Origin of the sequence: Halobellus litoreus, from assembly GCF_024464595.1 — an archaeon.
Lineage (GTDB): Archaea > Halobacteriota > Halobacteria > Halobacteriales > Haloferacaceae > Haloquadratum > Haloquadratum litoreum.
Map to the genome: position 1 here is coordinate 569,197 of NZ_JANHAW010000001.1, position 24,859 is coordinate 594,055.

Sequence of the window (24,859 nt, forward strand, 5' to 3'; positions counted from 1 at the left end):
GTCTCATTCCTCGTCCGGACCGCTCGGGTCGAGGCCCTCTCCGGGGAGCACGAGCACGTTCTCGCGACCCAGTCGGAACGCGTCGAGTTTGTCCTCGTCGCGCATCTTCCGGACGACCTGGCTCGTCTTCGCGTCGGTCCACTCCAGCGTCCCCGCGACCTCCTGTTGCTTCATCCGGCCCCCCTCGTGCTCGACGAGCGCGAGCACCCGCTCCTCGTTGCTGAGGAGTTCGTCCTCCCAGGGCCGGTCCTCCGCGGGAGCCGGTTCCGGTTCGGCCTCGCTCTCGTCCGTTCCGCTCTCGTCCGCGTCGCCCTCGGCTGTCTCGCTGCCGTCCGGAGCGCCCTCCCGCTCGGCGTCTTCGGAGGTGGCGGCGGAACTCTCAGCGGGTCCGTCGTCAGCGTCGACCGCGTCGGTGGATTCAGTCGTCCCAGTAGCTGTTTCCGGCGAGGGGTCCGCAACGGCCGTCTCCCCCGTCGACCCCCCGGCGGTCGATCCTGTCACAGTCGCCCCGCCGGACTCGTCAGAATCGGAAGCACCCACGCGCCCCCCCGTCTCGCGCCGCCGGTAGAGGACCCACCCGCCGACGCCGACGACGCCACCGAGGAGCACGAACGCGCCGATCAGAATCGCGTCGAGGCCCCCGTCTGTTCCACCCGGGGCGGCTCCGGGCGTCGGAGTCGCCGTTTCGTCGCCGCCCGGCGGCCGCTCCGTGGCCACGAGCGTCGGTTCGTTCGGTCCGAAGTCGAGCGGACCGTTCCAGACGACGATGCGCGAGGACGAGCGCGTGTCGTCGGGGGCGGGCTGCACGGTGTCGAGCGCGTAACCCTCGGGCCACGCGAACTGCAGCGACGTCTCCTCGTCGAGGAAGAGCCCCGCGAGCGCGTCGCCGGCGCGGATCTCACCGTCCTCGACGGCAGCGAAGTTCGTCCAGACGAAAGTGTACCTGACGACGCCGTAGTCCTGGGGGAGTTGCTGACGCGTCGCGGTGACCGAGACGTTCCGGATCGCCATCTCCCGGCCGGTCGCGTTCTCCGCGGTGGCGGCCGTCGACGCCATCCGGTCCCCAAACTGCGCGGTGTACTGGGACTCGTTCGCCCGAATGTCACTACGGAGCGACTCGAACGCGTCGGTCGTGTTCTCGTCGTCGAGGCGGACTCGGTACTCGACCGCCCACGCCGCGGAGCCATCCGAACGGAGTTCGATGCGCATCGAGACGTCGTCCGGGGCGATCTGGGATCCCGCGATGGTCTCTGTCGTCTGCGCCGACGCGCTCGGAGCGGCCGCACCGACGCCGCCGAGAACGGCCGCGACGACGAGAGCGACACAGACGAGGCGCGCGGCGCGGTCGGTCATCTCGTAGGCATCTCGTCCCGGGGGGCACAAACAACTTCCGAGACGGACCGTCCGCCGCTCCGGGCGCGATCACCGGTCGGAGCGCGCGATCGACCGGACGCGATCACACGTCGAAGACGACGTACGCGACCCAGCCGGTTTCCGTCCGTTCCAGCCGCATCTCCGAGTACGTGACGGCTTTGACCTCTCTGGCGTCGATCTCCGCGAGCGGGAGACCGCGATAGGTGCCCGAGAGCGACCACTCCGCCTCGTCGTCGGTGTCGACCGCAGTACCCGCACTGTCGTCCGCGTCCCCGCCTCCCGGCCGCTCGATCCGAACGCGGTTGTCGACCGGGAGCACGCTCCGAACGTCGCGCTCGTAGATCAACTGATCGAGGTAGTCGAACAACAGCGCCTCCGGGCTCTCGGCGGTCACGGACACCTCGAATGTCTCGCCGTCGATCTCCGGCAGCACCGGCTCGGCTCCGACAGACCCCTCGCCCGTCGAGCCCGCAGCGCTCTCGGCGACGTCGTCGCAGGACGCCGCGGCGAGTCCGTCGGCCACCGAGCCGAACGCCGCCGAGAGGTCGGAACCCGTCGCCTCGACGGCGATATCGGCGGTGTGCTCGCGAAGTTCGAAGGCCATACGTATCGAGGGATCGCCGGGGGCCTGTGTCTTCCGGTCACCCGCTCCCGTCCGCCTCCTCTGTCTCGTCGGTCTCGTCCGAGTTCTTCGAACGCGTTCGCCTGACGAGATCCCGCGGTGTCTCGGCGTGTTCGGGATCGATCCGGTCGTCGTATCGGAGCGTCGGTTCGTCGTCCCGGTCGTCGGTGGACTCCGTTCGCGGGTCGCCGTTCGAGTCGGCCGCCGAGCCGCTGTCGGTCTCGGCGCTTCCGGCCTCGTTCAACGACAGCGAGTTCAGCTCCTCCGGCGAGAGCCCGGCGTCGCCACGGTCGGTCATCGCGACGCCGCTCGTGACGATCGCCTGCACTCCCTCCTCGACGCTCATCTCGACGTCCATCACCCGGCTTTCGGGTAGATGTACGAGATGGCCGCCCATCACGGGATTGGGCGCGAGCGGGAGAAACAGCGTGTACATCTCTTCGTGGCCCGCGGCCGACCGCAACACCTCCGGCGTCTCTGTCGTGACGAACCCGATAGTGTACGCGCCCTCGTGCGGGAACTCGACCAGTTTGACCTCGCGGAAGTTCTCAGCGTCGGATTCGAGCACCACGTCGCTCATCCGACGGAAGCTCTCGTAGACGGAGCCGACCCCGGGTATCTGTACCATCACGTAGTCGAAGTATTCGACCGCCCGCTCGCCGTACCGCGAGCTGTTCACCACGAGTCCGATCCCGAGGACGGAACCGAAGACCACGACGGGCACCGCCGCCTCGACGACCGTCTCGGGGCTCACGTTCAGTACCTCCGGGATGAGCGAGACCACCGGGAGGGCGACGATGGCCTCCGAGAACAGGTTCAGATACCCGTAGAGCGCGTTGAACAGGAAGAGGAAGACCGCGACCGTGATCACGAGCGGAATGACGACGGCGAGACCGGAGATGAACGCCTCGCGGAGCACGTCGTACATCGAGCGCCGAACGCCGCGCATCGAGGGGACGTCAGGGCGTGCGTCAGACATACGTATACACCACGTACGAGCGGTTCCTGAAAGGTGTCTCGGCTCCGCGCTCGGGGCAGTCACCCCGACTGCCGGGACTGCGACGGCGGGCAACCGGGTGGCGAGGCGACGCCGGCGAGGACCTTTAACCGCCTCGCGCCCGGAGTGTGCGGTATGCCGATGAAGGGCGGCGACAGCGACGAGTATCGCGAGATCGACCGGTGGGACCGGGGCGTCGGCTGGATCGCCCATCCGGGGGAGACGATGCAGCGCGCCAGCCACGCGCTCGTTGGGGACGACGGCGGCCTCTGGGTGGTCGACCCGGTCGACGCGCCCGACGTCGACGGGCTGCTCTCGGAATTCGGCGACGTGGCGGGCGTCGTCGTGGGGCTGGACCGACACAAACGCGACGCGGGGGCGCTCGCGAGACGGCACGACGCGTCCGTGTACGTCCCGCAGTGGATGACCGGCGTGGCGAGAGAGATCGATGCACCGATCGAGCGCTTCGGAGGGGAGTTGGCCGATTCGGGGTTCGAGGCGTTCCGCATCCGCGACTCCGACATCCCGCCGTGGCAGGAGATCGGCCTCTACCACCCGGAGGACGGGACGCTCGTCGTTCCCGAGGCGGTCGGAACGGTCTCGTATTTCTGCGCGCCCGGGGAACGCCTGGGTGTGCACCCGATGCTGCGTCCGATGCCGCCCCGGCGGGCGCTGTCGGGATTCGACCCGGAGCGGGTTCTCGTCGGCCACGGTGCGGGCGTGTCCACGGACGCGGGAGCGGCGCTTCGAGACGCACTCGACAACGCGCGCTCGAATCTCCCGGGGGCCTACGGGCGCGCACTGCGGGAGTTGCTGTCGTAGCGTCGCCGACCGGGCGCTGCGCTCCGACGGCGTTTTCACCTGTGCGACCGATATCCCGGTCGTGGTCTACATCACGCGCGGGCTGCTTGACGCGCTCTTGGAGATGGCCGAGGCGGAGGAACCCTCGCCGGTCAGCGTCGTGCTCGCGTCGACACCGGCCGAGCGGTTCGGGCCGGATCTGGACCTCGACCCGGAGACGCCGGTCCTCACTCACTTCTACTTCCCCGAGGCGAGCGGGTCGGTCACGGCCGTCTTCGGGATGGATCTCGGGACCCCCGCGGGACAGGGGCGCGCGCGGTTCGTCTCCCACCCGCAGGGGCCGCTGGAAGCGACGCGCGAGGACACCTTCGCCGCCGCGCTCGTGGTCGCGGTGCCGCCCTGGGGCGAGGAGTCGTGCGCGGCCTTCGACCGCAACGACCGCGAACTGAACTTGGACGTACTCGACGTCGAGCCGCCCGAAGAGACGGTCGCGGGGTGAGCGGGCGTAGCGGTTTATCGGTCGAGATATCCCAGGTCCGCGAGCTGTTCGGCGATGTCCTCGAACTGCGCCTCGGTCAGCTCGCCCTCGCGCTGGTACTGGATGACGATGCTCCGCAGGAGGAAGCGCACGAGGTCGCTGGTGCTCGAAAAGCTGGTCCCCTCGATGGTCTCGTCGACCCGCTCGGCCAGGTCCTTCGGGATCGAGACGGTCGTGTACTCGGTCATCGTCCGAGCGGTGTGAGGCGACGCGCGGACAAAACCCTGTGGAGTCGGCGTCGGGACCGCTGGCACCGTCCTGCCCCGTTCGACCGGAGCCGGGGGTTTTTCCATCCCCCGAACCGTAGCGGACTTCGATGGCTGTCAGACCACCGCAGCAGGGCGGCGACGACCCCGACTCCCTGGAGTTCGGCATCGCGGCGCTCACTCCTTATCTCTCCGAAGCGGATCTCGCGTTCCCCGCGACGACGGACGAGATCGTCCGCGCGCTCAACGACCCCGCGATCCCCTACGACGCCAACGGGAACGCCGTTTCGCTCTCGGAGGCCCTCGCCGCGGTCGGCCCGAGCCGGTTCGACAGCGAGCGGGAACTGCTGGACGCGCTGCATCCCGTCTTCGAGGAGTACCGCGCCTCCGGTGGCGGCATCTTTTCGCAGTTGCGGGCGCTGCTCCCGTTCTGAATCGTCTCCCGTCGGCCGTGCGATCGCATCCGCCTCGATCCGAAGGTACCGAGCGGGTCGCTATCGATGGCGAAGTTCGGGCGTGACGAGCGACGGGTCGAACCGGACCTCGTCAGTGCGCCACCGAACCCACAGGACTGTGAGCGCGAGGCCGATCCCGATGGCACCGATGCCGACGAGACCGGCTTCCGGGCCGAACGCACCGCCGGTGACGAGGGATGGGCCGGACTGCTCGATCGCGACGAGCGAGACGCCGTTGTTCGTCCCGCTGACGGGGAAACCGTAGACCGTCCCCTGAAAGAAGTTCCACGTCGCGTGGAGCCCGATCGGGATTGCGAGTTCGCCGGTCAGCACGTAACCGGCCGCGAGCGTGACCGCCGCGAGGACGATGCCGAGGGTGCTCGCGAGCGTCGCGTTCGGGTTCCCGGCGTGCGCGACGCCGAAAACCGCCGACGTGAGCACCGTGGCGATGCCGACCGCAGCCGTGCGGTCGACCCGGTCGAACCACGTGAATCCCTCGGCGAGGTTCGTGATCAGGTATCCCCTGAACACCAGTTCCTCGTAGACCCCCACCGCCAGAAAGGTGACGAATCCCCACCCGAACCACGGCCAGAAGGCGAAGTCAGCGCGTGCGATGAAGAACAGCTCTCGGACGGTGATCCAGCCCGCCAGCAACTCGAAAGCGAAGACGCCCGTCATCAATACCGCCCCGAGACCGAGCCCGAATCCCAGATCGATCCACCAGTTCCGATCGAGTCGGAAACCGAAGTCGCGAAACCACCGGCGGTCGAGGAATCGCCCGGCCAGATAGACGCTGCCGACCATCACGAACAGCTGCGAGGAAACGAACAGCAGGTTCCGGGCCGCGACGATCGTCTGGTCACCCGGTCGCCCGGGCGTGAAGAGTGCGAGAAGGGGTTCGATCGACCGGCCCCAGAGGACACCGAGCGCCGCCGTCGCGAGGAGTCCGAGGAGCACCAGCAGCGCGAGCCAGAGCCCCAGCCGCCACGGGAGCCGAATCCGTCTCGCTCCCTCGTTCCAGAGGACAGCTTTGGTACGTGTGAGCATCGTGTGGAACTATCCGCGAACTGAATGGTAAATTCCCCCGTCGCGCGAACACGTCAAAGGGGTTCCAGCGGCTCACTCTCGGCGCGGATTTCGGCGTACCGCCGTTCCATCCACCGGAGGGCCGCCGCGTCGTCGGTGACGATGACTCCGCCGAGGTTTCGGTCCGCAGTATGCGTCACGATCGCGCCCTGGGTCCCCGACTCGGAGTCGGCGATGATGAGCGTGTATCGGGGCCCACCGGCGGTCCGATAGCCCGTGAATCCGTCTATCTCGCACAACGTCTCGACCTCCTCGGTTCGGTTCTCGGTCAACTCTGCGACCAGTACGTCGGTGAACACGATCTCGAGCGGAACCGTCTGGGCCAAGTGCCGTGCGAGCTCGAGGCCTCGTGGATTCGAAAAGGAGGGGACGTACACCCGAACGTCGCCGTCGGCATCCGGCCTGTCCAGCACGTCCTCGACCGCGTGGTATGGGTCGTACGGATGCGGTCCCTCGGGCGTGACGACCTCCGCGTCCCTGAGGGCGGTCGCTGGCAGATCGGCCTCCGTCGGGAGGACCCTGAGAACGTCGCGGGCCCGAACAATATCGGTCACGGTCTCCCTGTACGCCCTGTACTGGGTGGCCAGCAGCGACCCGACGAAAGTCGTCTGACAGCCACGGGGAGCGTCATCGACGAGTCCCGCGTCGGCGAGTTGGGTGATCGCTCGATTGACCGTCGACCTGGAGTAACCGAGATCGTCGACGATCTCCCGCTTCGGCAACCGCGATCCCTCGAGCAGAGTGAGAACGTCGATTCGATCGGCGACGAGCGCCTGCGCATCGGCGATCTCCGTGTCCGTGGCCATAGGTACCGATTAACAATCCTATTATATTTTATTTTCTCACACCGTGGGAAACTGCTCTCCCGGTAACAATATCACAGTAGGCGACTCTCGGGTGAGTAACTCGTGGGACGATGTCCGAACACCGTCACGGTAACGACTCCGCCGTCCTCACCGCCTTGGCAAACGAACGGCGGCGAGTCGTCCTCCGGCACCTCGGGCGGACGAGCGGTCCGACCTCCGTGAGCGAGCTGGCGGAACGCGTCTCGGAATCCGGCCCGTACAAAACCGTCAGTCGCACGCGCGCCGCGATAGAACTGTATCACGTTCATTTGCCGCAACTCGACGTGGCCGGTCTCATCGAGTACGACGCCGATCGACGACTTATCGAGGGAGGTCCCGAGTTGGAATCCGGCCTCGCGCTCCTGGAGCATCTGGAGTGAGAGGCGACTCATTCCGTAGTCGTCGACGTAATCGAGAGAACACTCGTTCCCTGTCTCGCTGAATCGCGTCCGCCAGTCGGGTGTAGTCGCGTCGTTGCTGCTCCAGATTCGTGTCCCGACATTCGGTTGGGTACTTCGTGGAGCGTGCGCTGTCAGCACCCGATAGTTAGTGATAGATAGCATACAGGAACTCGGTTTTGAAGGCGAAATTAGTCCGAAATGATCCCGCTAGCGCGAACGCATCTGGTTTCGTCGGGTTCAGCGGCCCGTGCAACAGTTGTCCCGCCGCCCGATACGCTCCGATTCGGTGAGTCGTGCTCAGTACACCGATTAGACACCGTAGATTACGTGTGATTTCCGACGTGGAACGCGCAGGAATCAGTCAGGGCGGGATCCGGCAGTGTAATCGCTAAAAGTTAATCGAGTAACGGAAAGTATATTTGATATCAGATCAACGGTGTTTCTATGCCGATACAACGTCGACGGTTCATCGCAGCGATCGGGGCGGGAGCACTCGCGAGCGCGGCCGGCTGTACTCAGTTGGGCGGGAGCGGACAGTCGGAATCGGACGGGCCGCAGGCGGCAGTTGCCGGCGAAACGCTCACGCTGACCACGACGACGAGTACCTACGACACGGGGCTGCTCGACGAGATTCACCCCGACTTCGAGGAGATGTACGGCGTCTCCGTCGACGCGGTCGCGCAGGGAACCGGTGCGGCACTCGAATCCGCGCGCAACGGGGATTCCGACGTAGTGATGGTTCACGCGCGCGGCCTCGAAGACGAGTTTATGCGAAACGGGTACGGAATCAACCGTCGGGACCTGATGTTCAACGACTTCGTCATCGTCGGCCCCGAGAGCGACCCCGCGGGGATTCAGGGGACGGGTTCGGCGACCGAGGCACTCACTGCGATCGCCGACGCCGAGGCGTCGTTCGTTTCGCGCGGAGACAACTCCGGAACCCACACCAAGGAGCTCAATCTGTGGGAGGCCGCCGGAACCGAGCCGGGCGGTAACTGGTATCAGGAGACCGGCACCGGGATGGGCGAAGCGCTGAACATCGCCAACCAGCAGGGCGCGTACACGCTCGCGGACCGCGGGACGTTCATCTCCCAGCGCTCGGAGATCGATCTGGTCATTCTGGTGCAGGGCCCCATCGAGGACGGCCCGGAGATCCTCGCGAACCCTTACGGGATTATGGCGGTCAACCCCGGCGTCCACGACAACGCCAACTACGACCTCGCGATGGCGTACATCGGGTGGATCACGAGCCCCGGCGCTCAGGACGCCATCTCGAACTACCAGATGAACGGGGAACAGCTGTTCTTCCCGGAGGCGGTCTCGGAGAATCCCGACTTCCAGCAGTACGTTCCGGAAGGCTGGAGTAGCGACTCCACTGACTCGTAAGCGTGCCGCTCGAACCAGCCGCACAGCTCCTCCCGACCGTCGTCGACCTCCCGTTCAGAGAGGGCTACGTCTCGAGTATCATCTACGTCTCCCTGTACGTGAGCGTCATCGCCGTGACGCTGAGTACGCTCTTCAGCATCCCGGTCGCCATCGTGATGGGCTTCGCGGACTTCCCCGGCAAACAGTTCGTGAAGTCGGTCATCAACACGGGGATGGGCTTTCCCAGCGTGGTCGTCGGCCTGCTGGTGCTTTTCGCCGTCTCCAATCAGGGGCCGCTGGGGTCGCTGGAACTCATCTTCACGAAGGAGGCGATGATTATGTCGCAGTTCGTGCTCGCGACGCCGCCGATCACGGCGATCAGCCTCGCGGCCATCACCGGGGTGAGCGAGAACGTTCGCGACGCCGCACGCGTCCTCGGTGGCACGCGCCTCGACGTGGCGCTCGTCGTCATCAAAGAGGCGCGATACGGCATTGCGACGGCGATCCTGGCCGGGTTCGGCCGCGCCATCAGCGAGGTCGGATCCGTGCTCATCGTCGGTGGCAACATCACGAGCGCGGACGGGATCTCGAAGACCCGAACGCTGACCACCGCGATCCAACTGGAGGCGCGTCAGGGGCAGTACGAGACCGCGATGGTGCTCGGCGCCGTCCTGGTCGCGCTCGTCCTCACGGTCAACGCCGTCGTCGTCCGCTTCGGCGATCAGGGGGTGCAGCGCTGATGCTCCGGGCCGTCGGCGTGTCGCAGTCGTTCGGGGGCGAACGGGTCTTCCGCGACCTCTCCATCGACGTCGACACCGGTGAGGTCGTCGCGATCATCGGCCCGTCCGGCGTCGGGAAGACGACGCTGCTCCGACTGCTCGCGCTGTCTCTCGAACCGGACGACGGGACCGTCGAGTTCGACGGGACGGACGTATGGGGAGTCGAAGAGACCGAACGCCTCGCGCTCCGGCGACGCGTCGGGATGGTCTTCCAGGAGGCGAGCCTCTTCGACGGCTCGGTCGCTCGCAACGTCGAATACGGTCTGCGGATCCGCAGGTCCTGGAGCGACCGGCTCCGCAACGAACTCGATTCGCTCGTTCGCTCGAACGGGACCGTCGACGCCGTCCGCGACTCCCTCGACATCGTGGGGTTGACGCACAAGATAGACCAGCGTGCCGACTCGCTCTCGGGCGGCGAGGCCCAGCGGGTGTCGTTCGCGCGCGCCCTGGCCTACGACCCGGACGTCCTGCTGCTCGACGAACCGACGTCGGACCTGGACCCGCGAAACACCGCGGTCATCGAAGACGCGATCTCCGAGGCTCGAAATCGGGGGATCGGCGTCGTCGTCGCGACGCACGATATGCATCAGGCCGAGCGCGTTGCGGACCGCGTCGCGGTGCTGCTCGACGAGCGCATTACCGAAATCGCCCCGACCGAAGTGATTTTCGAGGACCCCTCGGACGATCGGACCCGGAAATTCATCTCGGGCGAGTTGGTGTACTGATCATATTCGACGCCGAAGAACTGGCTGCGGTACCCCGCTCGCCGGCGTATTTTTCCGCTCTCCCTGTCGGAAGCGTTAGCACCGTCGCTGTGGGCACTGTCGGTTTCTCTGACGGAATTTCTGAAAGGTCGTCGATACGTCGTCGCTGCGTGATGCTAGCGGAACTGCCTCCTCTGCACGCAGAAGTTAAACGTAGTATGATATTTAATCCGAAATAAATTGAGAACTTATATTTGGCACCAGATTTGGGATTCGACAGGCCGTATTATCCGCTAGAATCCATTTATTGCTACTTATGCCGGTATTTTGTAGAGACACATTCATAAACTTGATTTTATGATTTCACTATAGTTACAGTAGTCTATCACTAGCTTCGACGGCACCCTCTGAGAGCGCTTCCAACTTGGCCCACGCGATCTCGGGTTCGACGATCTGGTGTCCGGCGAGCGTCGCCAGCCCGCAGTCGGGAGCCGCGACGATCCGTGTCGGGTCTCCGACGATCTCGGCCAGCGTGACGATGCGATCCGCGACCGTCTTCGGATGCTCGATGATGTTCGTCTTGACGTCGACGACGCCGGGGATCAGCAGCCAGTCGTCCGGGAGCGGGTGTTCCTCGAAGGCCCGCCACTCGTGGTGGTGCCGCGGGTTGGCGTACTCGATCAACAACCCGCCGACGTCGGCCTCGTACAGGATCGGGAGGATCTCCGCCAGCGGGACGTCCTCGTGGTGCGGTCCCTCGTAATTCCCCCAACAGGTGTGGAGGCGAATCTGGTCCGCCGGGACCTCGCTCGTGGCCTCGTTGATCGCCTCGATTCGCCGGCGCGCGCGGTCTTTGAACTCCTCCGTCGAGAGGTCCTTGAACTTCCGATGCCGCTCGGAGAGCAGGTCCGGGGCGTCGATCTGAAGCGTCAGCCCCGCGTCGGCGATCCGCTCGTATTCCGCACGCATCGCTCTCGCCAGCGCGAACGTGTATTCGTCGTTCGAGTCGTAGTGCTGATTCCCCAGGGACGAGGCGATGACCCCGGGCGACGCGGCGGTCATAAACGTCTCCTCGAATTCGACACCCGTGGTGTCGAGCAGCCGATCGAAGCGTTCGAGTTCGGCGTCGACCTGATTCGGCCCGCCGTACCGCACGTCCTCGACCGCGACCGGCCGCGTCTGCGCCTCGGAGACGATGTCCGGAAACGCCTTTCCGGCGTACTCCGGAAAGGCTTCGACGTCCGCCCACTGCGGGCGAGGGATCGTTCGATCGCTGAAGCCGTCGAGTCGTTCGGAGACGTAGATGTGGAAGCCCGGACGGGACTGCTCACCGTCGTTACCGATGTCGATGCCGACGTCGGCCTGTCTTCGGATGGCCCGCTGGGTCGCCTCCTGGATCGCTTCGCGCATCGCGGTTCGGTCGGTGTCCGCTCCCTGTCCCCGCTGATGCATCAGTTCGATCAGGCGGTCCGTCCGCGGCAGACTGCCGACGTGAGTCGTGAGAATGCGCTCGTCGCTTCGTTTCATATCGTACCGGAGACTGAGCGCGGAGACTCATATCTGTGTGTGGTACCGGATCGATCCGCCGGGATCGAGGTTCGGGTACTGTGGCGTCGGTTCTGTCTTCGCCGGATACGATTCCGGTGTCGCTGCCGGCGGAACAGAACCGGGGCCCTCAGCGATTGAGCGTGTGGATCGCGAGGTCCTGTTCGTTGGCCGCGGCTTCCTCGATCGACTCGGAGAGCGTCGGGTGGGGGTGTATCGATTCCGCGAGTTCACCCGCTGACAGGCCTGCCTCGACGGCGAGCGTGATCTCGGAAATCAGCTCCGAGGCCTCCGGACCCACGACCTGACCGCCGAGCACGACGCCGCCGTCCCCGCACACGAGACGGACGAACCCCTCGGTATGTCCGATCGTGAGTGCACGTCCGCTGGCGCGCATCGGGAACTCGCCGACCGACACGGCGTGGTCGGTCTCTTCGGCCTCCGCTTCGGTCAGCCCGACCGTCGCGATCTCCGGGGACGTGAACGCGACGGCGGGGATCGCCCGATCCACGGCCGAGGAATCCCGGCCGGCGATCTCGGCGGCGGCGATTTCCCCCTCCGTCGCGCCGGCGTGCGCGAGCATCGGTTCGCCCGCCACGTCGCCGACGGCGAACACGTGATCGACGGCCGTGCGCCCGTACTCGTCCGTTCGAACGAATCCGTCCTCGTCCGGTTCGATGCCGATCCGGCCGAGGTCAATCGTGTCCGTCACGGGGGTCCGACCCACCGCGACCAGCACCGCGTCCGCCTCGTACTCCCGCCGGTCGCCGCTGTCGACGTCCTCCGTCGTGACCGCGACACCCCGGTCGGTGGGATGACACTCAGAAGCGAGTTCGCCGTAGTTCGTCTCGATCCCGAGCTCCGACGCCGCCGACGCGACCGGCGCGACCAGATCCGGGGAGAACGCTGGCATCATCGAATCGAGCGCCTCGACGACCGTGACCTCGACGCCGAGTTTCGCGAACAGCGTCGAGAGTTCCATCCCGATGTACCCCGCACCGACGACCACGAGACTGTCCGGAAGTTCGTCGAGCGCCAGCGCTCCCTTGGCATCGAGCACTTCGGGTCGATGAAACTCGAACCCCGGGAGTTCGATGGGACGGCTGCCCGTCGCCACGACGGCGTACTCGAACGTGAGCCGCTCGGACTCGCCGTTCGGCCCCTCGATGCGGGCCGAGTGCTCGTCCTCGAACGCCGCGCGTCCGTTCACGAGCGAGACGCGGTTGGCCTTGCAGAGTTTCTCGACGCTCCGGTTCATGTTTCCGACGACGTCGTCCTTCCACTCGACCATCCGCTGGAAGTCGACGTCGACGTCGGCCGAGATCCCCATCTGAGAGCCCGTCCGCGCGTCGTGGGCGACGTTCGCCGCCGAGAGCAGCGCCTTCGAGGGGATACAGCCGCGGTTGAGACAGGTCCCGCCCAGGGCGTGCATCTCGACGAGCGTCACGTCGAGGTCGTACTGCGCCGCGCGGATCGCGGCGACGTACCCCGCGGGACCGCCGCCCACGACGAGGACCTCCGTGTCGAAGCGCTCACTCATCGACTTCCTCGACAGCCTCCTCGACGTCCCGCCACGAGAGGCGCGGGTTCCGTGCGGCGCTGGTCTGATCGATGCGCGCCGCGGCGGTCGTCGTGGGAGCCGCAGCGAGTTCCTCGGGCGTCTTCTGGCTCGCCGCCGTGAACGCGTCCGCCAGCACGTCGAGTTGGTCCTTGCTCAGCGCCTCCGTGGGCTCGGTCATCAGCGCCTCGTCGACGATTTCCGGCCACTTGGTCGTCGGCGGGTGCACCGCCTCGTCGAGCATCCCCTTGGCGAACTCCGCCGCGTCGACGTCGCCGGCGCTGGCGACGAACTCGTGATGGAACGGCCCGTACGGGACGTCGAGATCGATCTGTGAGGCGAGGTAGTTCGCGTTCAGGACGGCCATCGCAGAGGTGTCCTTCAGTCCGGCGTCACCGAGCCGGGAGATGTACGCGTAGGTCTTCAGAAGCACCAGCCAGTTGCCGTGGAAGCCGTGGACCTTCCCGACGCTCTCAGGGGGCTCGGAGAACTCGAACGAGCCGTCGTCGGCCTCGCGGACGTGCGGGTCGGGGAGGAACTCCGTGAGTTCGTCCACGACGCCGATCGGTCCGGCCCCCGGACCGCCGCCGCCGTGTGGCGACGCGAACGTCTTGTGCACGTTGTAGTGCATGATGTCGAAGCCCATATCGCCGGGACGCGCACGGCCGAGCAGCGCGTTGAGGTTCGCGCCGTCGTAGTAGAGCAGGCCGCCCGCGTCGTGGACGATCTCGGCGATCTCTTCGATGTCGCGCTCGAAGAGCCCCAGCGTGTTCGGGTTCGTCAGCATCAACGCCGCCGTCGACTCCCCGACGGCCTCTTCGAGCGCGTCGACGGGGACGCGCCCGTCCTCGTCGCTCGGAAGTTCGACGACGTCGTAGCCGGCCATCGCGGCGCTCGCGAAGTTCGTCCCGTGGGCCGATGCAGGTACGATCACCTCCCGGCGGTCGTCGTCTTCGTCGTTCGAGCGGTGATAGGCGCGCGCCACGAGCAGGCCGGTGAACTCCCCGGCCGCCCCGGCGGGCGGTTGCAGCGTCACCGCGTCCATCCCGCCGATCTCCGCCAGGTACTCCTGGAGTCCGTGGAGGACTGCGAGGGTGCCCTGCGCGTACTCGTCGGGGCGGTCCGGATGGATCGCGCCGTCTTCCAGCGCGGCGACGTCCTCGGTGAACTTCGGGTTGTACTTCATCGTACAGCTCCCCAGCGGGTACGGCCCGTGTTCGACCGAGTAGTTCATCTGCGAGAGCCGCGTGTAGTGGCTCGCGACCTCGGGTTCGGCCGGTTCCGGCAGCGTCAGTTCGTCGCGGACCAGTTCGTCGGGCAGATCGACGTCGTCGTGGGTGACGGTCTCCGTCCGCTTCTCCGAGAGGAGCGGTTCGTTGACCGCCTCGCCGCTCTCGGTCTCCCGCTCCCAGGTGGCCTGTCGGTAGTTCATGCCAGCACCTCCCGAACGGCCGCGACCAGATCGTCCAACGCGCCGCTGTTGGTCTCCGTCACGCACACCTGGATCTCGAACTCACCGACCTCGTGGACGAGGAAGCCCTGCTCGGCCAGTTCCGACACCACCTCGGCTGCGGGACGGTCCGTGCGCGCGACGAACTCGCGGAAGTGGTGGCGGTCGTCGACCGGCGCCGAGACGCCGTCGACGTCGTCGAGTCGGGCGGCAGCCTCAGCGGCCGTCGTCACGGACTCCTCGGCGAGGGCTGAAAGGCCCGACGCGCCGAGCGACGCGATGTGGATCGCCGTTCGGAGCGCGACCCACGCCTGGTTCGTACAGATGTTCGACGTGGCCCGCTCTTTCCGGATGTGCTGTTCTCGGGTCTGGAGGGTCAGGGTGTAGGCACGCCGTCCGTCGGCCGTCTCGCTCGTCCCCACGAGCCGGCCGGGGGCTTGCCGCAGATACGACTCCGTGACGGCGAACAGGCCGAGTCCCATCCCGTGACTGGCCGAGAGCCCGAGTACGCTCGCGTCGCCGACGACGATGTCGGCACCCACCGCGGCCGGTTCTTGGAGGAGCGCCAGTGCGACCGGATCGGAGCCGAGGCAGAACGCCGCCTCGTGGTCGTCCGCGAGCGTCGCGACCGCCGACAGCCGCTCTTCGATCGCGCCCCCGGTCGTCGGCGATTCGGCGTACACCATCACGACGTCGTCGTCGATCAGTTCCGCGAGCGCGTCGAGGTCGGCGTTGCCGTCGGCGAGCGGATACGTCTCCACCGCCAACTCCGCGCCGTCGGCGTAGTTCTCCAACACGCTGCGTCGCTCCGAGCGGATGGTCTCGGGGACGAGGACGCGCGACCCGCTGGTGTCTCTGACCCGGGCCGAAAGCGTTGCTGCCTCGCCGAGTGCGGTCGCGGCGTCGTACATCGAACAGTTCGCGACCGGGAGCCCGGTCAGTTCGACGATCATCGACTGGAACTCGAAGAGCGCCTGGAGGAATCCCTGCGAGGTCTCCGGTTGATACTGCGTGTAGGAGGTCAGAAACTCCGAGCGCAGCGAGAGGTAGTCGACGACCGACGGCACGTAGTGGTCGTAGTGGCCGCGACCGAGGAACTCGGTCCGGTCGGCGTTCCGCCCGAGCAGCTCCTCGATTTCGGTCACGACCTCGAACTCCGACTTCGCCTCGATGTCGAAGTCGCCGTCGAACGCGACCGCCTCCGGAACGTCGAACAGTTCTTCCACGCTTTCGGCACCGATGGCCGAGAGCATCTCCTCTACTTCCTGTGGCGTCTGCGGGGCGAAGGGACTCGATTCGTCGAGTTCGTGCGTCCGGTCCGCCTCGTCGTGCTGTATTCGTTGCATTGTCGTTATTCGATCTGCTCGCGGTAGTCGGTTGCGCCGAGCGCCTCGTCGGGTACCGCTCCGTCGATCTCGAAGAGCCACCCCTCGCCGTACGGATCGGTGTTGAGCAGTTCCGGCTGATCGAGCACGCCGTCGTTCGTCGCGGTCACCGCCCCCGTGACGGGCGTGTAGATGTCCGAGACCGCCTTGATGCTCTCGACGACGGCGCAGGCGTCTCCGCTGTCGAGGGACTCGCCCTCCGCCGGGAGTTCGACGAACACGACGTCGCCGAGTTCGTCCTGCGCGAAGTCGGTGATTCCGATGCGCAGGGCGTCCCCGCTGTCGTCGATCCATTCGTGTGAGTCGGTGTACCGTAATTCGTCGGGCGTCTCGTGCGTCATTGGTGCTGGGATTCGTCGGGGTTGTCGTTCGTCATTTGCACTAGTGTGTGTTCGGTCCGGGTTACTCGCCGCACGATTCGAGGAACGGCGTGTCGACGACGGTCGCGTCGACGGTCCGGTCGCGGATCGAGACGGCCAGTTCGGTGCCCGAAGCAGCGGAACCGGCGTCGACGTAGCCGAGTGCGATCGGAATTTCGAGTGTGGGACTCATCGTGCCGCTGGTCACCTGCCCGACGTCGTCGCCGTCGGCGACGATCCGGTGTCCGTGACGGGCGATCGCCCGCTCCTCGAGCCGCAGTCCGACGATCCGCTCGTCGACTCCCTCGTCTCGGGCCTGCTCGAGGGCCGACCGGCCGACGAACTCCTCGTCGCCGAAGTCGACGACGAAGCCGATTCCCGCCTCGAAGGGGTCGTGCGGTTCGTCCTCGGGGTGGAAGTCCTGTCCCGAGAGCAGCAATCCCGCTTCGAGCCGGAGCGTGTCCCTGGCTCCGAGCCCGCAGCGCCGGACGTCGTCGAATCGCCGATCGATCGCCGTCGCCTCGTTGCCGGGGAAAATGATCTCGACGCCGTCCTCACCCGTGTATCCCGTGCGTGCCACGAGACACTCGACGTCGCCGATCGCCGTCTCCGTCGTCGTGAACGGCTCCAACGCGTCGATCTGCTCGTCCGCCTCGGCGTCGACACGGTCGACTGCCTCGGGCCCCTGGACCGCGATCATTCCGAGTTCGGCGGTCCGGTTCGCGAGCGTGACATCGAGACTCCAGCGGTCGGCGTGCTCGCGCAACCGATCGTACATCGCCTCGTCGTGTCCGGCGTTCGGAACGACGATGTACTCGCTTTCGACCGGGTGATCGTACACGACGATGTCGTCGAGGATGACGCCATCGGATCGGAGGAAAGACGAGTACAGCGCGTCGCCCGGTTCGAGACCGCGCACGTCACTCGGGGTGAGTCGGTGTAACAGCGTCTCCGCTTCGGGTCCGTCGACGGCCAATTGGCCCATATGACTCACGTCGAACAGTCCGACGCCCTCCCGAACGGCCCGGTGTTCCTCGCGGATGGAGTCGAACGAGACCGGCATCTCCCACCCGCCGAAGTCGGTGAAGTCCGCGCCCGCCCGGCAGTGGGATTCGTACAGCGGTGTTTGCTTCGATGACACACCGATTACTACACAACTGCAAGTATTTATACGTTTATTACCCAAATAATAATGTATTCGTTGAATTCTAATCGGATATTTTTCGTTATACGTGAATCTACACGGCCGGCAGCCGGACTGAATCGGCCCCTCGATCCGGGCGGGTAGTCGAAACAGATCAGTGCGTGGAGTCCGCTCCGCGCGGAGTAGTGGGACCAAGACCGATTCGAGCGCAGTATCGCTTGCAGGCCCGCTTCCGTCGCGGGCGAGGTACCTTTCGCCTCTGCGGAAGCCGTGATTCGGACTTTGTCGTGATTCTGGACCGCTTTCGTGTACGATTCAAATTCCATCCAGTTCCACTGCAACTTTTCTCAATTCTCTCCCCGACGAGAGCGGGTCTGCCGCGACTCACGCTTCCAAGGGTGACTGAAAATTCGGTTCTCGTGAATATTTATATACCTCCGCTCCCAACGACCGAGCGTGCCAGACCACGGACGCGAACTGACGACGACCGCCACCTCGCTCCGGATCCTCGACGCGATCGACCGGTTGGAGGGGGCTCGGATGAGCGAGATCGCCGGGGAACTAGACCTGGCTAACAGTACCGTCCACGCGCACCTGACGACGCTCCGGAACCACGAACTCGTCGTGAAGGAGGGCAACGAGTTCTACCTGGGCATCAAGCTCTTCCACCTCGGCGAGCAGGCGCGGCACCGGAAACCCGAGTACGAGATCGTCCGACGGCACGCCCACGAACTGAGCAATCGGCTCAACGAGGAGGTCGCCTTCGCCATCACCGAGCACGGGCGGTCGGTCATCATCTTCGACGAGAACAACGACCCCGCGAAAGAGGGGTTCCAGGTGGGCCGGTACTTCCATATGCACAACTCTGCGAGCGGGAAAGCGATGCTCGCGGAGTTCTCCCGCGAGCGCGTCGAGGAAGTCCTGGAGCGGTGGGGACTGCCCGCGGAGACCGAAAACACGATCCGGAGCGCCGACGAACTCTACGAAGAACTGGAACGGACCCGCGAGCGAGGCTACTCGCTCAACCGACAGGAGGCCCTCGAAGGACTGATGGCCGTCGGAATGGCGATCACGAATCCCGACGGGAGCGTCCTGGGATCGCTCGACGTGTCGGGGCCGCCGTACCGCCTCTCCGAAGAACAGATCGTCCCGGAGTTACGCGAGACGGTAACGCAGATCGAACGCGAAATCGCCTCTCGTACGGAACCGAGTGAATCGGCTCAGTAGTCGTGAATCGGGTCGTCGTCGTCGGTGACGGCCTTGATGTAGCCCAGTTTGTCGTAGGCGATCCACTCTTCGACGTACTTCCACTCGCCGTCGACCTTCTGGATGAGGCAGTTCGCGATCCCGAGGTTCTCTTCCATCGTCTTCCCGGTCGGCGGCCCGTACTCGGTCGGCCCGGTGTTCTCGGCGGTGATCGTCCGCACCATCGAGGTGTAGTAGCCGTCTTCGGGATTGCCCTCCCAGATGATCTTCTCGATGTTCATCTCGGTTTCGGGGAAGGCGTTCAACCGCGCCAGGGTGTCTTCGACGAGCGCCTCGGAGCCGACGATGTCTCCCTCGCCGCCGTGGACGACAACGTCGTCGTCGTAGTACTCGTAGATCTTGCCGACGAGTTTGTCGTCCCAGATCTCTCGGGTGCTCTGTCGGATCATCCGCTCGACGTCGAGTTCGTCGGCCGTCCGCCAGTCTTCGGTCATCGCCGCTCTCCTCGTGGGGAAGTCGCTGTCCGGAAGTCGGTGCCTGCATCGAACGTCGCCGTCGCGTGTCGGCTTGGTTGTCGCACTGAATGAACCCTCATCGAGAAGTCTCCATCGTAGATGTTAAATATTCCGCTCGGGTCGTCTTCCGGGCCGCAGCGTCCGTCGGGAGTCCGCCCCACGAGTCGTCGTCAGCCGTCTCCCCTCAGAAGTACTGCTGATCGTTGCGGAGTCGCTCGAAGACGTCGACGCCCATCTGTTGGAGCAGGTCGATCTTGTCGATGAGGACCCAGTTCTCGGCGAGTTTGTCGCCCTCGCGACGCCAGAAGTCCATCACCCGCATACCGACCGGTTCGTCGGTCGCCGGGAGCCCCATCCACCCGTCGCCGAGGTGCGTCGCCTCGACCGACGGCCATCCCGTCGAGGCGCAGTAGTTACCCTCGGCGAACCGAGCGACGTGGTCGCCGCCCTCGCGGTCGGGGAAGGCTTCGAGGAAGGGTGCCTGGTGGTACTCCTGGAAGCCGTCGATTCCGCGGGTCGTTCCGGTCCCCGCCGGTCCGTACCACATGAAGTCCTCGTGCCAGAACTTCTCGAGGCCCATCCCGTCGAGACCCTCCTCCTCGTAGTCGTGGAGGCCGTCGATCATCCCCTCGACCACCTGGAGCGTCTTTTCGGACGCCTCGTCGTCCTGTTCGTCGAGGAGGACGCCGTCCTGCGTCGTCGGCCCGGGGATGACGACCTCCGGAGCGAGCGCGGGCACGAACTGGTAGCCCGCCTGCCGCATCACGTCGAGGACGTCGACGAGCAAGCGGGTCTCGGCGATCTTGCCGTCCACGACGCGGTGGAACTCGCCGTACCGGAGCCACGTCGCGTGTCCGGTCGCGGGAATGTCCAGCCAGTCGTTCTCGAACGTCCCGACCAGGTTGCCGGCCGCACAGACCCACTCGCCGCCCTCGAACTCGCCGGCGAACAGGATGTAGTCGTTCTTTTCGAGATCCGGGAACGATTCGAGGAGCGGCCCCCAGTACGCGTCGGCGATCGCGTCGGGTCCTTCTACCGCGTTGATCGGTTCCGGGCCGTGCCACTCGGCGTCGGCGTGGTAGTAGTCGGTGAGGAGGTCACCGACGTTCTCCGCGCTCGCGCCGTGGATCTCCTGGGAAAACTCGTGGACTAACCGCTTGCGTTCCGTGGTCATATAACTCACCTAAGCTGGTGCGTAACACAGACAAATAAGTGTCGGTCAGAAGTCGGTGTGAGGCGTCGCGGAGGCAATCAGGGGGGAACGGGACGTACTCGTGGCGTCTCGTGCGCGGCGGCTCACCCGGAATGAGGGCGATTCGAGCCGAGTTGTGGTGGTAGCTAGACGCTCGCTTCTGGACCCCGCGACAGGTCCCGGTTTGGACCCGTCACGGCGTCCCCGTCCACCGAACCGATTCCGGATTGTTCCGGAGCCGTTCGAAGACGTCGACGCCGAACTGCTCGAGGAGGTCGATCGTATCGATGAACACCCAGTTCTCCGCCAGCAGGTCTCCCTCCCGCCGCCAGAAGTCGATGACGCGGAAGGTTACTGTCTCACCGGTGCTCGGGAGGCCAAACAAGCCGTCCCCGCGATGCGTGGCTTCACCGCTCGGCCACGCCGTCCACGCACAGTAGTCACCTTCGGCAACACGGATGGCGTTCCCCCCGGTTCCGCGGTCGGGGAAGGCTTCCAGCCACGGCCCTTGGTGGAACTCCTGAAACCCGTCGACGCCACGGGTGGTACCGATCCCCGCCGGGCCGTACCACATAAAGTCCGTATGCCAGTACGCATCCATATCCATAACATCCAGATTCTCCCCATCGTACGAACCGAGCCCCTCGAAGATCATATCCTCAACCATCTGGAGGGTCTGTTCGGAATCTGATTCTTCCTGCTCGTCAAATAGGAGTCCGTCCTGTGTTGCTGGGCCTGGTCGAACGACTTCGGGCGCAAGTGCCGGGATAAATCGGTAACCCGCCTGTCGCATCACATCAAGCACGTCAAACAGCATCCGCGTCTCTGCTATTTTCCCGTCCACTACGCGATAGAGTGCACCGTACTGGATCCAAGTCGTACGCCCGGTTGCAGGGATGTCGAGCCAGTCTTCATCAAACGTCCCGATAAGCGTCCCTGCCGCACTGACCCACTGCTCGCCTTCGAACTCACCCTCGAGGAGGATGTAGTCGTTCTTTTCGAGGTCGGGAAACGCAGTCAAGAGTGGTTCCCAGCATCCTTGGGCTATCGATTCGACACCGTTCAACTCGTTGAGTGGCTCAGGGCCGTACCACCCCGCGTCATCGTGGTAGAACTCCCCGAGGAGGTCATCGACACTCCCCGCCGTCACGTCGTGGATGGACTGTGAGAACTCGTGGACTACTTGCTTACGTTCAGCTGCCATATGATTCAGTCTCGACTAAGAGAATCGCTCACACGCAGAAATAACTACCGCACGGGGTGGTGCGTCCGAGCGCGTGCTTTCGCCAAGTTATGGCGCGGAGGACCGCCGAACAGACCGTGGATTCTCGCGGAGGCGTTCAAACACGTCGACACCGAGCTGGTTGAGCAGGTCGATCATATCGATGAACACCCAGTTCTCTGCGAGGAGATCCCCCTCTCGCCGCCAAACGTCGATGACGCGCATATCTGTCGAATTCCCAGTCGCTGGCAATCCCAGCCAGCCGTCGCCGAGGTGGGTCCCCACGACGGCGGGCCATCCGGTCGAGGCACAGAAGTTCCCCTCGGCGATACGCGAGTCGTGATGCCCGACCTCCCGATCGGGGAACGCCCGCAGGAACGGGTTCTGATGGAACTCTTGGAACCCGTCGATCCCGCGGGTACTGCCGATCCCTGCGGGGCCGTACCACATAAAGTCCTCGTGCCAGTACCGTTCCATCCCCATATTCTCGAGGCCTTCTTCCTCGTAGGAGTTCAGGCCGTCGAACAGCATCCCTTCGACCAGTTCCATCGTCTGCTGGGTGTCTTCCTCGTCCTGTTCGTCGAGGAGGATCCCGTCTTGGGTCGTCGGCCCCGGGATGACTACTTCGGGGGCCAGTGACGGAACGAACTGATAGCCGGCCTGTCGAAGCACGTCCAGCACGTCGACGATGGTTCGGGTCTCGGCGATTTTCCCGTCCTCGAACCGGTGGAACTCGCCGTAGCGGATCCACGTGGCGTGACCCGTCGCGGGGATGTCGAGCCAGTCGTTCTCGAACGTGCCCACGAGATTGCCGGTCGCACAGACCCATTCGTCGCCCTCGAACTCGCCGCCGAAGAGCACGTAGTCGTTCTTTTCGAGGTCCGGGAACGCCTTCAGCAGGGGCTCCCAGAACTCGGACACCAGTTCACTCCTGCCGGTGAGCGTGTCGATCGGTGCCGGACCGTGCCACTGGACGTCCTCGTGGACGTACTCGGCGACCAAGTCGTCGACGTCTTCGTGAGTCGTTTCGTGAACGGCACGGGAGAATTCGTGTGCTGTCTGTTTGTTTTCCACTCTGGTTGATGACATAGCTTTCACCGATCGGATAAGCCTCGGCGCGAGTTACTCAAAATACTATCGGTGACGCGGGCAGTCAGAAGCATTGTTTCTCCTTCCGAACACGCTCGAAGACGTCGACGCCGAGTTGCTCCAGAAGGTGGATCATATCGATGAACACCCAGTTCTCCGCCAGCAGGTCGCCTTCGCGACGCCAGAAGTCCATCACGCGCATTTCGACCGATTCGCCCGTTGCGGGCAGCCCCAACCAGCCGTCGCCGAGGTGTGTCGCCTCCAGGCTCGGCCAGCCGGTCCACGCGCAGTACGTTCCCTCGGCGACGCGGATGTCGTCACTGTCGGCCTCTCTGTCGGGGAAGGCTTCGAGGAACGGCTCCTGATGATACGCCTGGAAGCCGTCGATACCGCGGGTACTGCCGATCCCTGCGGGACCATACCACATAAAGTCCTCGTGCCAGTACTCGTCCATCCCCATCCCGTCGATGCCCGCGTCTTCGTAGGATTCCAGCCCCTCGAAGATCATTCCCTCGACCAGTTCCAGCGTCTGCTCCGTTTCGGCGGCGTCCGCACTGTCGAGGAGGACGCCGTCCTGCGTCGTCGGTCCGGGGATGACGACCTCCGGAGCGAGCGCGGGCACGAACTGATAGCCGGCCTGCCGCAGCACGTCGAGCACGTCGACGAACAGACGGGTCTCGGCGATCTTGCCGTCCTCGAACCGATGGAACGTGCCGTGCCTGAGCCACGTCGCGTGCCCGGTCGCGGGGACGTCGAGCCAGTCGTTTTCGAACGTCCCGACGAAGTTGCCGGCGGCACACACCCACGTGCTGTCCCGAAACTCCCCGCCGAAGAGGATGTAATCGTTCTGTTCGAGGTCCGGGAACGATTCGAGGAGCGGCGCCCAGTAGCCGCGACTGATCTCGTCGCGGCCGGTGAGCCGTCCGATCGGCGCGGGACCGTGCCACTCCGCGTCCGGATGGTAATAGTCGCCCAACACGTCTCCGATCTGGTCGGTTCCGGTGTTCCGAATCGCCCCAGAGAACTCGTGGACTCGACGCTTGCACTGGCTGTAATCGTTGCTCATCGTTGACTACCGTCTATCGCTGCGTCCCACCGCCACAAAAACAATTCGGAGACTGAGGTGGAACACGACGGGATTCGGGCGGCCCGTCGGTGCGCAACCCGGCGGAGCAGCGGGTCAAGTGACGATAGCTATTTGTATCTCGGTGGAATCTCTCCTCGTATGCCCGAGAGTGCTCCAGTGGTTAGAACGCTCGACATCGCCGATACCGTCTACGACATCACCTGGCAGACCGCCGAGGAAGGCCCCGACATCACCCAGGGCGAACGCCACCGCTCGTACTTCTTCGACCTCCCCGGCGACGTTCCCACCCTCGTCGACACCTGTTTTCAGAACCGCGCCGAATACCTCTTCGAGGGGATCGAACAGACCGGCGTCGAACCCGAGCGGCTCATCATCACGCACCGACACCTCGACCACGTCGGGGCGTTCGACGAGGTAGTCGAGCGGTACGATCTGGAAACGTGGGTGCCCGAGGAGGACAACGTCGCCGAGATCGACGACTACGGCATCGACATCGAAACCGAACCGGATCACCTCTTCGGCGATAGGGAGCAGATCGGCCGGTTCGAGACCGTCCACGTCCCCGGGCACTCGCCGGGGAACTCCGTGCTCGTCGACGAGGAGGCGGGGATCGCCCACTGCGCAGACACCGTCTCCGGGTCGGACCGCCGCGGCCTCCCGCCGGGGTATCTCCTCCATCCGCCGCAGGCGACGCACACGAACCAACCGCCGGAAGCGGCCGTCGAAGCCGAGAAGAACCTCGACAAACTGCTGGACTACGAGTTCGACGTCGCACTCCTCAATCACGGAACCCCGGTGTTCGAAGACGCCTCGAAGAAACTCGAACGCTACGTCAACTTCGAGTCGAACTTCAGCGGCGAGGGTCGATCGATCCACGCGAACGATCGAAAGACCATCGACGCGGACGAACTGTACAGCCGTCTCGACGAGTAGC

At 65.1% G+C, this 24,859-nt stretch carries 26 protein-coding genes; 9 read left to right on the top strand and 17 right to left on the bottom strand.

Features of this window, described 5'->3' with window-relative positions:
* Nucleotides 1–3: 3 nt before the first annotated feature.
* The 3 genes from NO360_RS02870 to NO360_RS02880 form a co-directional block, all read right to left on the bottom strand.
* Nucleotides 4–1,353 carry a DUF7345 domain-containing protein gene (locus NO360_RS02870; RefSeq protein WP_256305888.1) on the bottom strand — a complete coding sequence of 450 codons (1,350 nt, stop codon included), beginning with the start codon at nt 1,351–1,353 and terminating at the stop codon, nt 4–6.
* A 103-nt stretch (nt 1,354–1,456) separates the two neighbouring features.
* Nucleotides 1,457–1,978 (bottom strand): archease, encoded by a 522-nt coding sequence (locus NO360_RS02875; protein WP_256305890.1) that lies wholly within the window; start codon nt 1,976–1,978, stop codon nt 1,457–1,459.
* Between the two features lie 37 nt (nt 1,979–2,015).
* Nucleotides 2,016–2,975, bottom strand: coding sequence for a DUF502 domain-containing protein (locus NO360_RS02880; protein ID WP_256305891.1), 960 nt, complete (start codon nt 2,973–2,975; stop codon nt 2,016–2,018).
* Between the two features lie 153 nt (nt 2,976–3,128).
* Between NO360_RS02880 and NO360_RS02885 the strand changes: the two genes are divergently transcribed.
* Nucleotides 3,129–3,815 (top strand): DUF4336 domain-containing protein, encoded by a 687-nt coding sequence (locus NO360_RS02885; RefSeq protein ID WP_256305893.1) that lies wholly within the window; start codon nt 3,129–3,131, stop codon nt 3,813–3,815.
* Between the two features lie 61 nt (nt 3,816–3,876).
* Nucleotides 3,877–4,293: a JAB/MPN domain protein-containing protein gene (locus NO360_RS02890; protein ID WP_256305894.1), complete on the top strand. Its 417-nt coding sequence runs from the start codon at nt 3,877–3,879 to the stop codon at nt 4,291–4,293.
* 14 nt (nt 4,294–4,307) lie between these two features.
* Here the strand turns inward: NO360_RS02890 and NO360_RS02895 are convergent, their stop codons facing one another.
* The gene (locus NO360_RS02895) at nt 4,308–4,520 is read right to left on the bottom strand and encodes a ribbon-helix-helix domain-containing protein (RefSeq protein WP_049985763.1); all 213 of its coding nucleotides are present in this window, start codon (nt 4,518–4,520) and stop codon (nt 4,308–4,310) included.
* Nucleotides 4,521–4,648: 128 nt separating this feature from the next.
* Between NO360_RS02895 and NO360_RS02900 the strand changes: the two genes are divergently transcribed.
* A complete protein-coding gene (locus NO360_RS02900; protein ID WP_256305895.1) occupies nt 4,649–4,972 on the top strand; it encodes a DUF5789 family protein in 324 nt (107 codons plus the stop codon).
* A gap of 60 nt (nt 4,973–5,032) precedes the next feature.
* On the opposite strand, the gene NO360_RS02905 is transcribed toward NO360_RS02900, so the two are convergent.
* Together NO360_RS02905 and NO360_RS02910 are read right to left on the bottom strand one after the other, a co-directional pair.
* Nucleotides 5,033–6,040 (bottom strand): CPBP family intramembrane glutamic endopeptidase, encoded by a 1,008-nt coding sequence (locus NO360_RS02905; protein ID WP_256305897.1) that lies wholly within the window; start codon nt 6,038–6,040, stop codon nt 5,033–5,035.
* A gap of 53 nt (nt 6,041–6,093) precedes the next feature.
* On the bottom strand, nt 6,094–6,885 hold the full coding sequence (locus NO360_RS02910; protein ID WP_256305898.1) for a helix-turn-helix transcriptional regulator: 792 nt from the start codon (nt 6,883–6,885) through the stop codon (nt 6,094–6,096).
* Between the two features lie 110 nt (nt 6,886–6,995).
* Here NO360_RS02910 and NO360_RS02915 point away from each other — a divergent pair, with 110 nt between their 5' ends.
* From NO360_RS02915 to NO360_RS02930, 4 genes are all read left to right on the top strand, one after another.
* Nucleotides 6,996–7,304 carry a DUF7344 domain-containing protein gene (locus NO360_RS02915; RefSeq protein ID WP_256305899.1) on the top strand — a complete coding sequence of 103 codons (309 nt, stop codon included), beginning with the start codon at nt 6,996–6,998 and terminating at the stop codon, nt 7,302–7,304.
* A gap of 465 nt (nt 7,305–7,769) precedes the next feature.
* The gene (locus tag NO360_RS02920) at nt 7,770–8,711 is read left to right on the top strand and encodes an ABC transporter substrate-binding protein (protein ID WP_256305900.1); all 942 of its coding nucleotides are present in this window, start codon (nt 7,770–7,772) and stop codon (nt 8,709–8,711) included.
* A gap of 2 nt (nt 8,712–8,713) precedes the next feature.
* Nucleotides 8,714–9,430 (top strand): ABC transporter permease, encoded by a 717-nt coding sequence (locus tag NO360_RS02925; protein ID WP_256305901.1) that lies wholly within the window; start codon nt 8,714–8,716, stop codon nt 9,428–9,430.
* Nucleotides 9,430–10,194 (top strand): ABC transporter ATP-binding protein, encoded by a 765-nt coding sequence (locus NO360_RS02930; protein ID WP_256305902.1) that lies wholly within the window; start codon nt 9,430–9,432, stop codon nt 10,192–10,194. Before NO360_RS02925 ends, NO360_RS02930 begins: the two co-directional genes overlap by 1 nt.
* Before the next feature lie 351 nt (nt 10,195–10,545).
* Here the strand turns inward: NO360_RS02930 and NO360_RS02935 are convergent, their stop codons facing one another.
* The 6 genes from NO360_RS02935 to gcvT all read right to left on the bottom strand — a co-directional run bounded on the left by NO360_RS02935 (nt 10,546) and on the right by gcvT (nt 17,611).
* The gene (locus tag NO360_RS02935; protein WP_256305903.1) at nt 10,546–11,700 is read right to left on the bottom strand and encodes a cobalamin-independent methionine synthase II family protein; all 1,155 of its coding nucleotides are present in this window, start codon (nt 11,698–11,700) and stop codon (nt 10,546–10,548) included.
* Between the two features lie 148 nt (nt 11,701–11,848).
* A complete protein-coding gene (gene lpdA / locus NO360_RS02940; RefSeq protein ID WP_256305904.1) occupies nt 11,849–13,258 on the bottom strand; it encodes a dihydrolipoyl dehydrogenase in 1,410 nt (469 codons plus the stop codon).
* Nucleotides 13,251–14,708 carry an aminomethyl-transferring glycine dehydrogenase subunit GcvPB gene (gene gcvPB, locus NO360_RS02945; protein WP_256305905.1) on the bottom strand — a complete coding sequence of 486 codons (1,458 nt, stop codon included), beginning with the start codon at nt 14,706–14,708 and terminating at the stop codon, nt 13,251–13,253. The genes lpdA and gcvPB overlap by 8 nt, the downstream gene beginning before the upstream one ends.
* Nucleotides 14,705–16,072, bottom strand: a complete 1,368-nt coding sequence (gcvPA, locus tag NO360_RS02950; RefSeq protein WP_256305906.1) for an aminomethyl-transferring glycine dehydrogenase subunit GcvPA — start codon at nt 16,070–16,072, stop codon at nt 14,705–14,707. The genes gcvPB and gcvPA overlap by 4 nt, the downstream gene beginning before the upstream one ends.
* 5 nt (nt 16,073–16,077) lie before the next feature.
* Entirely contained in the window at nt 16,078–16,452 is a 375-nt protein-coding gene (gene gcvH / locus NO360_RS02955) for a glycine cleavage system protein GcvH (RefSeq protein ID WP_256305907.1), read from the bottom strand.
* Nucleotides 16,453–16,513: 61 nt separating this feature from the next.
* Complete coding sequence (gene gcvT, locus NO360_RS02960) at nt 16,514–17,611, bottom strand: glycine cleavage system aminomethyltransferase GcvT (RefSeq protein ID WP_256305908.1); 1,098 nt, start codon at nt 17,609–17,611, stop codon at nt 16,514–16,516.
* Between the two features lie 459 nt (nt 17,612–18,070).
* Between gcvT and NO360_RS02965 the strand changes: the two genes are divergently transcribed.
* Nucleotides 18,071–18,841 carry an IclR family transcriptional regulator gene (locus NO360_RS02965; RefSeq protein WP_256305909.1) on the top strand — a complete coding sequence of 257 codons (771 nt, stop codon included), beginning with the start codon at nt 18,071–18,073 and terminating at the stop codon, nt 18,839–18,841.
* Here NO360_RS02965 and NO360_RS02970 read toward each other — a convergent pair.
* The 5 genes from NO360_RS02970 to NO360_RS02990 all read right to left on the bottom strand — a co-directional run bounded on the left by NO360_RS02970 (nt 18,835) and on the right by NO360_RS02990 (nt 23,904).
* Nucleotides 18,835–19,314, bottom strand: a complete 480-nt coding sequence (locus NO360_RS02970; protein ID WP_256305911.1) for an ester cyclase — start codon at nt 19,312–19,314, stop codon at nt 18,835–18,837. The two genes, NO360_RS02965 and NO360_RS02970, sit on opposite strands and share 7 nt — an antisense overlap.
* 205 nt (nt 19,315–19,519) lie before the next feature.
* Nucleotides 19,520–20,509 (bottom strand): ester cyclase, encoded by a 990-nt coding sequence (locus tag NO360_RS02975; protein WP_256307081.1) that lies wholly within the window; start codon nt 20,507–20,509, stop codon nt 19,520–19,522.
* A gap of 211 nt (nt 20,510–20,720) precedes the next feature.
* Entirely contained in the window at nt 20,721–21,731 is a 1,011-nt protein-coding gene (locus NO360_RS02980) for an ester cyclase (protein ID WP_256305913.1), read from the bottom strand.
* Between the two features lie 87 nt (nt 21,732–21,818).
* A complete protein-coding gene (locus tag NO360_RS02985; protein WP_256305914.1) occupies nt 21,819–22,838 on the bottom strand; it encodes an ester cyclase in 1,020 nt (339 codons plus the stop codon).
* Nucleotides 22,839–22,902: 64 nt separating this feature from the next.
* Entirely contained in the window at nt 22,903–23,904 is a 1,002-nt protein-coding gene (locus NO360_RS02990) for an ester cyclase (RefSeq protein WP_256305915.1), read from the bottom strand.
* A 159-nt stretch (nt 23,905–24,063) separates the two neighbouring features.
* Between NO360_RS02990 and NO360_RS02995 the strand changes: the two genes are divergently transcribed.
* Entirely contained in the window at nt 24,064–24,858 is a 795-nt protein-coding gene (locus NO360_RS02995) for an MBL fold metallo-hydrolase (protein ID WP_256305917.1), read from the top strand.
* Nucleotide 24,859: the final 1 nt, after the last annotated feature.